Source organism: Pseudomonas sp. JS425 (assembly GCF_018223845.1).
GTDB lineage: Bacteria > Pseudomonadota > Gammaproteobacteria > Pseudomonadales > Pseudomonadaceae > Aquipseudomonas > Aquipseudomonas asiatica.
In genome coordinates, this window is the sequence record NZ_CP073661.1 from 4,546,143 (window position 1) to 4,559,113 (window position 12,971).

The window sequence follows — 12,971 nt, forward strand, 5'->3', positions numbered from 1 at the left end:
TGGGATTCCTTGTGTTCAGTGGTAGTAGCCGGGGCCGCGCAGATTGGCGTGGTCGTCCGGCAGCAGGGGCAGGTTGGCTTGAGCCAACGGCAGGCTTTCCAAACCCTGGCGCAGGATCGATTCGAGGCTCTTGTAGCTGCACGCACCGAGGCTGAGGGCGCGACGGCAGGCCAACTCCAAGCGCACTTCGCCATGGGTCTTGCCCAGGCGCAGGATGCCCAGGCAGGCCCGGTAGCCTTGGGTTGGGTGGATGCGCCGTTCGAGGATGTGGCTGATCACGCCGGCCGTGTTCGGCCCGGTCTGCTCAGCCCAGCGGATCAGCCGTTGTGGCGTCCACTCGGCGTGCTCGCGATGGCTCTTGGGCATGTGCTCGGCCTGTGTGCTGTGCCGGCCCTTGTGCGGTGAGCGAAGATGGCTGGCCACCCGCTGATTGGCGTGGAAGCACTCCACCGTGCGCGCTGTCAGGCGTACTTCCAGTTGTTTCTTCACCAGTTGGTACGGCACCGAGTAGTAGTGCCCATCAACCTCGACGTGGTAGTCGATGTGCACACGCGCCTTCTTCCACTCGGCATACACGTAGGGTTGCTCCGGCAGCGGCCGCAGCACCGGACGATCCAGGGCTTCGAAGGCCGAGTGCCGGGAGCCCGGCAGCTTGCGAAACGGTCGTCGGTTGAGGCGCTCCAGCAATAAGGCGATGGCGCTGTTGAGTTCGTTCAAGGAGAAGAACTGGCGGTTCCTCAGCGCGGCGAGGATCCAGCGCTCGACCACCTGCACGCCGACCTCGGCCTTAGCCTTGTCGCGCGGCTTACGCGCCCGCGCCGGCACCACCGCCACGCCATAGTGCTCGGCCAGATCGCGGTAGCTCGGGTTGATGTCCGGCTCGTAGCGATGGCTCTTACTCACCGCGCTGCGCAGGTTGTCCGGCACCACGATCTCCGGCACGCCCCCGAGGAAGGCGAAGCAGCGGGTATGCGAGCCCAGCCAGTCCGGCAGCTGCTGCGACCAGGTGGCTTCGGCGAAGGTGTAGCTGGAGGCGCCGAGCACCGCGACGAACACCTGCGCCTGGCGGATCTCGCCGCTGTGCCGGTCGATCACCGGCACCGTCTGCCCGGCGTAGTCGACGAACAACTTCTCGCCGACGCGATGTTCCTGGCGCATCACCACGTCCAGCTTGCCCTGCCAGGCCCGGTAGTGCTCGCAGAACCAGCTGTACTGAAAACCCTGCGGCTGGCTCAGGCGATACTCCTGCCAGAGCAGCGCCAGGGTCACGCCGGGGCGACGCAGCTCGGCGTGCACCCAAGACCAATCAGGCAGTGGCCGCTGCTCACTGGGCACCGCAGGGGCCAGTGGGAACAGTTGCTGTTCCAGTTCGGAATCGGACAACGAGCAGGGCCAGGCTAGACCGCTGGCGGCAAAGCGACAGAGGTAATCACCGGCACTGCTGTGGCCTATGCCCAGACTGCGGGAGATCTTACGGACAGACAGCCCGCAATCGAACTTGAGGCGCAACACCTCACGGATTTTACGCATGGACAAACGCTCCACGACGACCTCTCTGCTTCGAAAAAGAGGTCGATGGTAGTGAATAAATCCTGCGTAGCTGCCTGCCTGGAAAGTGTCCGGATGGCCGTGGAATCGGTGTCCGGATGCTCGTGGAATGAGTGTCCGGATCAGCGTGGAATCACTGTCCGGATGTGCGTGGAATGGGTGTCCGAGTCAGCGTGGAATCCGCAGGACTTGGCCCAATCGCTTTCGAGCAGCTCACCACAAGCCCTCGCCAGAGCCTCTTGCCAGGTAACGAACTTGAGAAGCTGCTCCAGCAGGTCAATGAAGGCGTCTTCGGCGTTTTTCCCCAAGCTCCAAAAGCACTCAGCTAGGAGGTTGGTCTCAACAAAGCGCGCTCTCTCCCCAGAAGTGAAGCGCACGTTCGCTTCATGCTGGGTATGTAGTCCCGGTCCGGTGTAGTTGCTGGAACCGACCGTCACTGCTCCAGCAGAGCAATACATTTTGGCATGCAGCCGTCTGTACCCTGTGGGATAACGGATTCTCACGTGACCAGCCCGAATCAGCTCGATGCAGTGCAATACCTGGCCGCACAGCGAGAGCGAGATTCCGCGCTTGAGCCAGTACTCTCGCATTTCCTCTGAAAAGTCGTAGCGCTTGAGATTGATCTTGGGGTTTTCAACGGTGACGGGGTCTGAGCCAAGGATGATGCGCATTGGCGTCCTCCCTACCCCACGTCCAGTGATGAGCTGAATAAGCTGCTCTAGACCGCTGTAGCCGGTCACAATCAACGATCCCCATTCGTTACAGAGGTCTCGGTCTACCACTGAATGAACGGTGCGCTCACCTAGATTGAGCGGCATTCTTGATTGATCAGGCAGTTTCTTACCGTCGAACGGGTTCTGCTCAGGATCGAACAATGAGCTTTGCATAACCACCTCGTCACCTGTGGGTGAGTGACGTAGCTTAAGGCGATTTCCCAAGCTCCGGTGACGACCCGACTGAGGGTAGGCCACAGCGGCCTAGGTCTCGCCATCCGCCGCCTCGCCCGAGATTCCTCAAAACAGAGGTTCGTAGTAGCATTTTGCAGTCATCGTGCACGCAGGGAGCCGAGTGCCTGCGACCAAAAGCAAAGGCGAAGCCAACACATGAAAATTGAATTTCTGACTGATCGTGGTTTTGAAGGATCTGTCTCAGTTGAGGCAGGCCCTTTTAAAAAATGGCTCAAGATCAATCATCCAGAAGTGGAAGTCGTATCTCCACAGAACGCAACAATCTTTGATCTTCACGACTACTCTTACATCATGCCTTTGGTAAACTTGGCCAATGACATGACTCTTCAAAACCACCTATCTCTTGTCATTCAATACCTAGAAACCTACACAAGCAGCCGCCTAGAGGGCGACACTGACGAAGTACAGATAAGCGCCTTCTATCAAGATGGAAGTATCACCAAGGAATTCAAATTTAAGGGCAGCACAGACGCCCTTAAAAGCAGTATGAAAAAATTCGACCTAAACAAATTCATGGAAGCACCTTAATGTATGGACTAAGACTTCTCGAAAATGAATTTCCAGAATCACAGACCCTCACCCAGCAGATCTTAAAGCTCATATCCGCCAGAAGCTACGACGATGCGTTAACGCTTGCCAAGAATACACATACCACTATCAACGATATCAAAGCTGGTGCAGCCGAAGATTTCGTAAAAAATAATTGCTTCATCTATTCCGTCTTCTTTGAGTTGCTATCCAGCTTAGCTTCCTACTGGAAATGTATAGAGGCCGAAAAATATCATGACTCATGGTGCAATCTACAGGACGCCCTGGATTGCCTTAGGCAGCTAAAGCGCTTTTACAAAGAAGACAGCATCATCCTAACATTTCTGACTCGCCAGCTTCTTTCTATAGAGAAAGCCTATCCCTACAAGCACTTCTCAAGCTGCGGGTTCATAATTGAAAAATTTGAGTGCAGTATTTGCTCAAAAAACTTGGATGGTGACGAGTGCCCGCATATTAAAGGAGAGCTATATTCTGGCGTCATGGCGAGAGCCATCGCACGGCAAATCAAAAACATTGATCACTTGGCGATCGTAACAAAACCTAAGAACAAGCGACTAGTGCTCATACCGGATGACAACCACCAGCAATTTGATTTATTCCGAAAGCTGATATCTGAATTCAACTCAAAAAAATGCTCGCCGCTAAGCATTGCCCGAGTTAAATTGATTGAGTCACATCGCCCAGACCCTGACCAAAAGCGCGCACCCCGGAACTCTATTTGCTATTGCGGGAGCGGGAACAAATACAAAAGCTGCTGTATTAAATTAGAAAGAATGGCACACATCCACATGGACATTGCTCTAGGATCTTTGATGGACCACCAAGTTATCTAGCAGGCTTCGCCGGAAGGTAACCAGCATTCATTAAGCCGGTGACTAGCGAATGTGGAGCGAGAACCGGCTTTCCAGAATGAGAGGACACAAAAATTACGCTCAATTGAATCAACCCGGAAATCAACCCAAGCGCGCTGGAGAATGCTCCGCATCCTGAGACGCGGAACATCGCTGTAATAGATACGACAAATTTCCAAGCACTTTATCTATCTGGAGTTAAAGCTCCGAATCAGAATGTTTTTGAAACGATCGGCTTGGAATTACCTTTAGCGATTAGGTTGATCCGCTGAGGCTCAACAAGAACATGACGCAATTCGACTGGTTTACCGCCAAGCCGATCTCGCTCTACGTAGCGTACGTATCCGTAAATCTCATACTTCAGACTGGCTCGGTTTGACTCGATCAACCTGGCAATAGACTCATCAGAAATTTCGAGATTCATCTTGGAGCCATTCACCACGCCGATCAAAAAGTTTGTTGTGCTAGGTTGGAGATAACACCTAGGCTTCTGCGCCCTTGAAAATGAATTCGAATTTCGCATCTCCTCAGGTGTGTATCCCAACTTTTCAGAGAACAGACAGTTTTCCGAAACAAACTTATGACCCTCAAAGTCATAGGGTTTGAAATGTAACTGCTCCATTAACCCAACATTCAAATCGTTTAGCTAATCCCGGATGCTGTGCTCCCGATTTCTTGCTGGCGCCCATCCGCCATGATGCGACCTCGATGCAAAAGTCAAAAATCTCTAGCCCAAACCGTCGACTTCTGAAAATCCATCGACGGCCTACCTGCTCTGGTCAAGTCGGACATCAATCTCGCGGTATTTGACCCGTGCTTTTCGTCGATAACCTTCCCCAACTGAGGATGAAACCTGCGCAGCATTACTGTCAGTCGATCCTCCATGCCAAGGTTTTCTACCCGTAACTCACCAGGGGCCAGAGGCTGCTAGGCGCGGAACCCAAATTTTGCACCATTGAATAGCCATTACCTGGCGATTCTGTGCCACTGAAATGGCCTGGCCTTGGCATTCTTATACCGACTGAATGGAATCGGACTATTTAGCACCATTTCTGTGCCACAGAATTGCCATTTAATGCCACGGAAATGCAGGATTCTGTTCTTTCTGTCCTCATTTGAGCCCCTTTGGTCCTGTACCGGGGGTAGGACTTTTTTTGTATCGGGCTCAGGACTTTCTAGTTTTCCAGGGGAGGCAGCCCCAAAAAATGTCCCGAGTCTATTACGTGTTTGGCGTATTTGGCGGTACAACAAAGGACATCCCAAGAGAGCCTCGGCATGACCCACCCTGGGATAGGTTCAGGCTTGACGTGGTAACTCTCGCGAGCAGTTCCACGGCAGCAGCGCTTCATAGTCCGCCACCGACTGCGCATGCGGCAGTCGCTCCAGCACGTGGCGCAGCCACGCATAGGGCTCCTGACTGTTGGCTTTGGCGGTCTCGACTAGGCTATAGATTTGAGCGCTGGCAACGGCGCCCTTGGGCGTGTCGCTAAACAGCCAGGCCTTGCGCCCAATGACAAAAGGCCTTATCGCTCTTTCTGCCGGATTGTTGTCGATCGGCAGGTGACCCGCCTCGACATAACGTTTGAGTTTGTTCCAGTTGCTGGCCAGATAACCGACGGCTTTGCCCAGTGCGTTTTGCGCGGTCACTTGCGGCTGGGTTTTCTCCAGCCAGCCGTGCAGTTGCGCAAGGATCGGCAGGCTGTCTTGCTGACGACCTTGGTGGCGCTGCTCGTCGCTGGCGTCTTTCAGGTCACGCTCGATTCCGTACAACTTGTTGATCAAGTTCAGCGCGATATCGGCCCGCCCAGTCTTGCCTTTCGGTTGCACTTTCTGCGCTTCAACAAACTTGCGTCGAGCATGCGCCCAGCAGCCCATACGCTCGATACCTGGTTGTACGGCCACGGCGTTGTAACCGGCGTAATCGTCGGTCATCAAATAGCCGCAATAACTTTCCAGCAGACGCGAAGGCACTTCCTGCGCACGGCTGGTCGAGTAGTCGAACAGGATCACTGGTTTGCCGGGTGGGCCGCCGGTTTGCACCCACATCCAGGATTGGCTGGTCGCCTCTCGATCCGGTTCTTTCAGCACCTGCACGCGGGTTTCGTCGCAGTGGATCACGCGACTTTCCAGTAGCCGATCACGCATCAGATTGAGCAGCGGTTGCAGATGTTCGCCGCACTGGATCACCCAGCGGGCCAGGGTTTGACGCGAGATGTCGATACCATGACGGCTCAGCACTTTTTCGAAGCGGTGCAGTGGCAGGCCATCAACGTATTTGGTGGTCAGCAGCATCGCTAAAACACTGGGGCTGGCCATACTCTTTTCGATCAGCTGCGCCGGCTTGTCGGCGGTGACCGGGGCGGTTTCACAACCGCGGCAACCGTAAACCTTGCGAATGTGTTTGATCACGCGGATCTGCATCGGCACGATTTCGAGCTGCTCGCTGACTTCTTCACCGATGGTGTGTTTGCGGCAGCCACAGGTGCAGGTCAGTTCGTGCTCGGGGAGTTCGTGGATAACTTCGATGCGTGGCAAATCCGCAGGCAGCGGCTTGCGTTTACCACGGCGCTTAGTCGGCGCGACGGCTTCTTCATCAACGTCTTCGGCAACAGGTTCAGCGACGCTTTCGGCTTCGTTGAACAATACTAATTGCGGTGTTGCCGGATCAGTCGTTTGTTCTGACTTGCGACCAAACAAGCGCTGGCGCAGCAGCGCATTCTGCTCTTCAAGATGAACGACCTTGGACTGCATCTGAGCAATTAATTGCTTGAGCACAGCCGGGTCATCGGGAAGGGTGTCGGGCATGGAAATCATGCCGCGGATTATACCCAATCAAGCCACGAATCGCGGGGTCAAAACCTGATGTGGACGGTTGCGCCACAGATCAAAGCCGTCGAGTAGCCAGTTCAGCTCCTGAACCGTCAGCACGATGGCGTCGTCGGTGATATCGGGAGATGTTTTAAAACGTTCGGATTCGAGGCGCTTGAGCCAAAGGCAGAAGCCGTTGCGCTCCCAATAAAGGATTTTCACTCGATTACGGGGCCGATTAAGAAAAACGAACAGCACAGGGTCGAACACGGCCACCTTGATATCTAGTTCGACCAGGGCGGCCAGACCGTCGATGGATTTTCGGAAGTCCACCGGTTTGGGGTAAAGGTATACCTTTTCGACTTTGGTGTCGGGTCGCATCATGACGTGCTGGCTCCAGAGAGAAATCGGGAGCACAGCTTCAGGGATCAACTGTCGGCTTTGAATGTGGTGTTCATGGATCCCTTACTTTGAAATCAGCATCAACAATCATCCGAACACGATAGTTCCCAGCGACTTTCTTTGATTCCTCCCTTACGAAATCTGCCATTTTTTGGGCAATCTCGCGCTTCTGGAATGCATCATTCGTATCTTTAAGCTGGCTTTCATAAGAAAACAATTGCGGCGCATCTCGCTGAATCAGAATCGAACCGCTGGTCGATTTTGCGATTTCTTCATCGCTTTCTTCCCAGCTACGCAACGCGCTATAAAATCTGATTGGATTGAGCATGGTAAGAATATCAGTATATTCTGAATCATTAGCAAGCGTTGGTGCCTCCATCTCCGTTCTCAACGGCTTGTTACGATTCTCGAAATCGTCATCCTCTTTAGCTTTAGCGCTGTTAGGCTCAGACGACTTGGAGTGAGAGGCCTGTACAGGATGGTTTTCGTCATGGTTACTAGACTCGCCACTTCCGCAAGCACTCAATAAAACCCCGCTCATAATGAGCGCTACCACAGCACCCCAATTACTGAAAACATAATTGCGTTCCATAAGGCCATCCTTAGACATTTTTCCACGCCGCATTTAATTCAGAAACCGCGCGCTTCCAGTAACGTTTTTCGACACCGGACTTGTAGAATTGAAAGCCTACAAAACCAGCTGCGAGCAACATCGCCATTTTCAAGTACACATCAAATAGTGCACTCAGATTCCCATGAACGTACTGGACTGGGAACCACACAACAATGCTCATGATCAGCACAAACAGTGCGAAGATTCTACTACCTCTGAAATGCCTGTAACGCCCGACTAGAGGATAGCCTGTAATCAGAGAATACCCTCCCAAGACAATTCCTAAGAGGTACCCCAGCCAAGGTATCGAACAGCAGGCTGCTATGAACACAGCCATCAAAAACCCCTTGAAGGAATTGTGCATAAACTTCATATCCAGCGGATCTTCTACAGGAATCTCAGGCCTCCGCTTGAAAGCTATGATTTCTCCATTGAAGAACGCCAAGCCAATTTTTGCTCCTGGCCGAGTCGGCACGAAGGAGTTCTCAAGGAATACATTCGACACCTGGCCTGAACTGAGATCCTTTAACCATACATTTTTTTGATGAGTAGTTTGTATCTCATCAAAATCCCCATGCACGCTGCTCATCTCATCATTACTAAGAACTTCAAACACTGCTGCTTTAAAGCGCATAACCCACCTAGTTGACCCTGTGAATTTATTAACCCCGCCTATTCAGACGCGGAAACAGTTAATTCTTCACCCTACTAATGATTTGACAAAACTCATTTCGAGCACCGACCTCTGGGGTATAAACCCCACCGGAAGCCACAAAGGTCAAAGACACCTCTACATCTTGACCTGCCCCTTTAACAAGAGCATTGAGGGGTGCTTTTTTATCGCTTAAATTGACATTCTGAAACGCAGAAATTACACCGAGTCGTTCACTAGAGCTTTGGATATAATAGCCATCGCCGGCCAAGATCTTATAAAGACTGGCATATGCATCTTTCTCAGAAATACCATTAATCACTTCAGAGGTGGAAAATCGTTTCCCGCTGAGAAAACTTCCCTGCGTTGAGAAATTCGATTCGCAACCGCGTGGAGATATGGATGTGCTAGCGCATCCAGTGACAACAAAAGTACTGAGTATCCCTACACTGATCAACCGAGTGATCGCGCCCATTCTGCCTACACTTTCATTAATCATTAACGCGAGTGTCCTAATACCAATAAGTGCGAGTGCGACATTTCTTAGGGAGCTATCTATCTAGGAGGTCTCTTAGCCACTCTGCTCCGCCGAGACGCAAAATTCCGGAGGTGACGCAATGGCCTCCCCTCCACCATGACCACTTGTCGACATGGACACACCACGAAATGGGTCGTAAATGCCGTGGTCATAATGCCATCATAGCCGGCACCTTTCCGGCATGGCAAGAATCTCAGCAAAATCAGACAACACAGGGGCTCTAGAGCAGCTAGGCGCGTCAATCAGGGCCCGAAGAAAGCTTCAGAAGCTCTCTCAAGAGGCTCTCGCGGACTCGGCTCAGATTGACAGGGCGCATATGGGAAAAATTGAGCGAGGTGAACGAAATGTCACCTTCCTGAATATCGTCAGGATCGCAGCAGCCCTGGGCTGTAGGACCTCAGACATCCTATTGGATGCAGATCTCTAGAGCCCGGTACTTTGCTGAAGGCAGAGGATTCATTCGCTCTGTTGAACCAGAGCTAGCACCAGCATGCTAAGGCACAGGTGCTGGTTGAGGTAGGCCTCCCTTGCTTCTGCCGCTTTCAAACGAAGGCGGTCTACGTCTTCAGGCTTAACTTCGCCCTCGAAAGCAGCTTTGACCTCCGATAGCACACGGAGATAGCTCTGAAACGCTGCCTCGATATTCGCGAGCTGTGGAATGAAGATTTGCGTATGAAACTGTGCCATGGGATCCCTCCCCTGCCTCTATTTCCTTAGTCCAGCATAGACCGCGGGGCTGAGGCCGCCTGACTAGGTCACGATTTGGTTCATGCCCATGCAGGCGGCGCCTGCCCTCAATCCCCGAAGCACTGGCTCTACAGCGGCCATCTTTGATCACTGTCCCACCGATGCCGATTTCCTCCAGGCTGTCGCAATAACCGCAGCGAGCAGCATTCAAAGACAAAAAATGGTAGTCGCGTGCATCCGCCCCACCATCTGCAATCTGGAGACGCCCCCTGTGTAACGCATTCTCTTTGGGTAACGAGTCGCGTGTTACCTAAAAAAATAACGTTACCAAAGCTAAATCTCGCGGCTAAACGAAGCTGTAGAGCCTCTCGCATCCTGCTCACTCCGCAGCCACCAGAATCCTGTCTATAGCGCTCTGCATGGCTACACCCTCCTGACCCCACTCAAAAAGGGCATAGCTCAAACATCAACCAGCACTGGGAACATTCCGGCAGCGCCGGCTCCGTAATCTGCTCGCACACTGAAAATCGCAGAGTGCATTAGGGAGAGCAGTTCGTACATCGCCCGCACATCACAACGGGGCTAGTAGCTCCTGCTCGAAGCTCCAAGATGCCTGATTCACACCCAGTTTGAATATCTGACGATCGGGTTGGAAAATCTCAGCAAAATCGGGCTCGTCCATAAATGTGCTCCGGGCCCCAAGGTAGACCTCACGAATTGGCATCTTGTGGTGGTAAAGATACAACCCTTCAGCATTCGCATTCAGTGTGGCGACATGATAGCCAGGCTCGGCGTTGGCCTCCCCCATTTCATGCGACTCAAGAGGTCGCGTAAGCGTGTAATTGGACCGAAGCGGATCCTCTTGGTCCTCCTCAACCGTACGCGTCCAATCAATCACCTTTTTGACAATGCGGACCTCCTCTTCGTACACCCAGCTCGCGTGCTTGGTCAGGAACAAGCGCCTGGCTAATGCACGATCAGCGGCAACTGACTCGAACCCCATAGCGTGCTGGTACACCGCGTTCAGCGCCTCCATACTCTCAGGGCTCAAAGCAAATGGCGTCTTTGTACTGGTGTACAAGACGTCTCCAGAGTCAACGGTGATCAAGTTGTAGTCGGGCGAATTAAGAAATGGCCCGGACACATCGTATCCAATCACCAAGCCCTGGTGCTGGTCTGCATAGTGAGCCCACATGAGGGGATTCAACGCGCTGCGTGTCATGCAGAGAATGGCGACCTGATCCTTGAGCTGATCAATTCTTGCCTTGAGCGTTTCCTGCTTGCCTTCCGGGCCAACGCTGTTCGACAGGGCTGTTAGCTCGAACGGATCATTGAAAAACTCGGGCTTGCGGAAGCCTAGATTCTGGCTCCTGAGGGCAGCCTTACCACCAGCGCAGCTGTAGTACTTGTAAAGGATCGTCACGCGAAGCTCCTGTCTCGGCGAATCGCGTAATCTTAATGGCTCAGCTTGCTGTCGTCTCGCTGAGAGCGGCCTTGGCGCAATCCGTTCTCCTGGACCATCTTGCGGCCACAGAGTTCTGACGCATTGCGCTGAGAGAGCTTCCTCACAAGCGAGGAGTATTTACGCTGATGAGTGTATAGGAGACGCCTGAGGCGCCTAGCTGGCCTGGTCGTTTTTTAACCAGATAAGAAGTAGTTACCGTAGTAGTAACTAGGTGATGGCGTCCCCGGCGGGAGTCGAACCCACATCAAGGCCTTAGGAGGGCCCCGTTCTATCCATTAAACTACAGGGACGTTGTGCTTCAGCCCAGACTTCATCGGGGTTCACCCCCTCTGAGCGACGCAGATACTACCGATCGTCGCCATCCAATGCCAGTCCAAAATAAATAGCTTGCGCATGCCCTTAGGAGGGGGATGCTCTATCCAATTGAGCTACTGAGACGCAAGTGCCGGCAGCGAACGCTGCACAGCAGGACGGCCAGCATGTTAACCAGCATGCTGGCGTTTGTCATGCCTCAAGCGGGCTTTTTCGCGTAATCCTTTTCTGCCAATGCTACACCTGCGGCAGCACACCTTCATCATGCAGCAGCGTGAACAATGCCGTGACCGCGGTTTCCAGGGTGGTGGAGTTGTCCAGCACATGCAGCGACGGATCTGCCAGCGCCTGCAAGCGTGCATTACGTGCCAGGCGCTGCTCGATTTCTTCTGCGCTTTCCCGGCCGCGCGCCAACAGGCGCTCGCGCAGCACCTCGTGCCTGACCTCGACCAGCACTGCCAACAGGTTCGGGTAGCGCCGGCGCGCCTCGGCGAGATAAGCCCGCGAACCATTCACCAGCACCGACCTGCCCGCCGCCAGCCACTGATCCACCTGCAATGGAATGCCGTAATCCAACCCATTGGCGCGCCAATGCATGGCGAACGCGCCCTGAGCTCGCAATGCTTCGAACTGTTCGGCCGTTACGCCATGGGCGGCTTCGCCCTTGGCTTCAGCCGAACGGGTAATGACGCGACGAGCAATTTCCACCCCGGCGGCTGCCAGCCGCTCACGGGAAGCGTCAATCAGGGAATCTTTCCCGGAACCCGACGGTCCTACCAGATATATCAACCGGCCTGTGCCTGATTTGCGGTCGCTTGCGTCATGTTGCATAGCCACTATGCTCTATGGAGGGAACCGGCACATTCTATGGACTTTCCCGGGCTTTTGCTGCGTTTTACCAGTTTTTGACGGCAAAAGTCTGACGATTGGGCAAGCCGGTGCATGTAAAACTTTTCAAACCAGTACTCATTTCTGATAATTGGTACTGGCACAAAGCCTTTATCCGGCTCACTATTTGTCACAGAATTGACGCCAAGGAAACGGCGACCATGAGGCAAGATGAGCATCCATTTTTCACAGACGGTTGAACATTTAGTCGTCGCCACGGTCGTACTACCACCCCGTGCGGCCAATTTGAGAACCGCTTCCCCTGAACCAAAATCTGGTCAATTTATATGCGCCCAATGAAACAGGCTATTTATTCGAGCCGCACCGCTGACAAGTTCGTCGTCCGCCTGCCCGACGGGATGCGTGAGCGCATTGCCGAGGTAGCGCGCAACCATCACCGCAGCATGAACTCCGAAATCATCGCGCGCCTGGAACAGAGCCTTATCCAGGAAGGTGCGCTGGGTGACGATTTGAGCATGCGCCTGGACAGCCCCGAACTGTCCCTGCATGAACGCGAATTGCTGCAACGCTTCCGCCAACTGTCGCATCGCCAGCAGAACGCGCTGGTGGCCCTCATCGCTCACGATGTGGAAATGGCTGCCGACGCCTCCTGAGGTTTGCAGCCGAACATGAAAAAGCCAGCGTAAGCTGGCTTTTTTGTAGGTGGTGTCTCTGCAAGAGACGCGATCC

At 53.5% G+C, this 12,971-nt stretch carries 14 protein-coding genes and 1 tRNA gene; 4 read left to right on the plus strand and 11 right to left on the minus strand.

Annotated elements, in window-relative coordinates; all coding sequences use genetic code 11:
* Positions 1–15 precede the first annotated feature (15 nt).
* Positions 16–1,530 (minus strand): IS21 family transposase, encoded by a 1,515-nt coding sequence (gene istA / locus KDB76_RS21070; protein ID WP_038408847.1) that lies wholly within the window; start codon positions 1,528–1,530, stop codon positions 16–18.
* Positions 1,531–1,670: 140 nt separating this feature from the next.
* On the minus strand, positions 1,671–2,435 hold the full coding sequence (locus tag KDB76_RS21075; protein ID WP_038409053.1) for a phospholipase D family protein: 765 nt from the start codon (positions 2,433–2,435) through the stop codon (positions 1,671–1,673).
* Between the two features lie 216 nt (positions 2,436–2,651).
* Between KDB76_RS21075 and KDB76_RS21080 the strand changes: the two genes are divergently transcribed.
* The gene (locus tag KDB76_RS21080; RefSeq protein WP_038409051.1) at positions 2,652–3,044 is read left to right on the plus strand and encodes a hypothetical protein; all 393 of its coding nucleotides are present in this window, start codon (positions 2,652–2,654) and stop codon (positions 3,042–3,044) included.
* On the plus strand, positions 3,044–3,898 hold the full coding sequence (locus KDB76_RS21085; RefSeq protein ID WP_038409049.1) for an SEC-C metal-binding domain-containing protein: 855 nt from the start codon (positions 3,044–3,046) through the stop codon (positions 3,896–3,898). The genes KDB76_RS21080 and KDB76_RS21085 overlap by 1 nt, the downstream gene beginning before the upstream one ends.
* 1,314 nt (positions 3,899–5,212) lie before the next feature.
* Here KDB76_RS21085 and KDB76_RS21090 read toward each other — a convergent pair.
* From KDB76_RS21090 to KDB76_RS21110, 5 genes are all read right to left on the minus strand, one after another.
* On the minus strand, positions 5,213–6,730 hold the full coding sequence (locus tag KDB76_RS21090) for an IS66 family transposase (RefSeq protein WP_024086152.1): 1,518 nt from the start codon (positions 6,728–6,730) through the stop codon (positions 5,213–5,215).
* An 18-nt stretch (positions 6,731–6,748) separates the two neighbouring features.
* Complete coding sequence (tnpB, locus tag KDB76_RS21095; RefSeq protein WP_024086151.1) at positions 6,749–7,108, minus strand: IS66 family insertion sequence element accessory protein TnpB; 360 nt, start codon at positions 7,106–7,108, stop codon at positions 6,749–6,751.
* Between the two features lie 70 nt (positions 7,109–7,178).
* On the minus strand, positions 7,179–7,718 hold the full coding sequence (locus tag KDB76_RS21100; protein ID WP_212632183.1) for a hypothetical protein: 540 nt from the start codon (positions 7,716–7,718) through the stop codon (positions 7,179–7,181).
* Between the two features lie 10 nt (positions 7,719–7,728).
* A complete protein-coding gene (locus KDB76_RS21105; protein ID WP_212632184.1) occupies positions 7,729–8,373 on the minus strand; it encodes a hypothetical protein in 645 nt (214 codons plus the stop codon).
* 58 nt (positions 8,374–8,431) lie between these two features.
* Positions 8,432–8,890, minus strand: a complete 459-nt coding sequence (locus KDB76_RS21110) for a hypothetical protein (RefSeq protein WP_212632185.1) — start codon at positions 8,888–8,890, stop codon at positions 8,432–8,434.
* 220 nt (positions 8,891–9,110) lie between these two features.
* Here KDB76_RS21110 and KDB76_RS21115 point away from each other — a divergent pair, with 220 nt between their 5' ends.
* A complete protein-coding gene (locus KDB76_RS21115; RefSeq protein ID WP_212632186.1) occupies positions 9,111–9,356 on the plus strand; it encodes a helix-turn-helix transcriptional regulator in 246 nt (81 codons plus the stop codon).
* A gap of 29 nt (positions 9,357–9,385) precedes the next feature.
* Here KDB76_RS21115 and KDB76_RS21120 read toward each other — a convergent pair whose 3' ends face one another.
* The 4 genes from KDB76_RS21120 to phnN all read right to left on the minus strand — a co-directional run bounded on the left by KDB76_RS21120 (position 9,386) and on the right by phnN (position 12,224).
* Positions 9,386–9,616 carry a hypothetical protein gene (locus tag KDB76_RS21120; protein ID WP_212632187.1) on the minus strand — a complete coding sequence of 77 codons (231 nt, stop codon included), beginning with the start codon at positions 9,614–9,616 and terminating at the stop codon, positions 9,386–9,388.
* A gap of 571 nt (positions 9,617–10,187) precedes the next feature.
* On the minus strand, positions 10,188–11,039 hold the full coding sequence (locus KDB76_RS21125) for a DUF2971 domain-containing protein (protein ID WP_212632188.1): 852 nt from the start codon (positions 11,037–11,039) through the stop codon (positions 10,188–10,190).
* Between the two features lie 257 nt (positions 11,040–11,296).
* A tRNA-Arg gene (locus tag KDB76_RS21130) sits at positions 11,297–11,371 on the minus strand.
* Between the two features lie 259 nt (positions 11,372–11,630).
* A complete protein-coding gene (gene phnN, locus KDB76_RS21135) occupies positions 11,631–12,224 on the minus strand; it encodes a phosphonate metabolism protein/1,5-bisphosphokinase (PRPP-forming) PhnN (protein ID WP_038410065.1) in 594 nt (197 codons plus the stop codon).
* Positions 12,225–12,568: 344 nt separating this feature from the next.
* On the opposite strand from phnN, the gene KDB76_RS21140 reads away from it, so the two are divergent.
* A complete protein-coding gene (locus KDB76_RS21140; RefSeq protein WP_015271261.1) occupies positions 12,569–12,895 on the plus strand; it encodes an Arc family DNA-binding protein in 327 nt (108 codons plus the stop codon).
* The last annotated feature ends 76 nt before the right edge of the window (positions 12,896–12,971 follow it).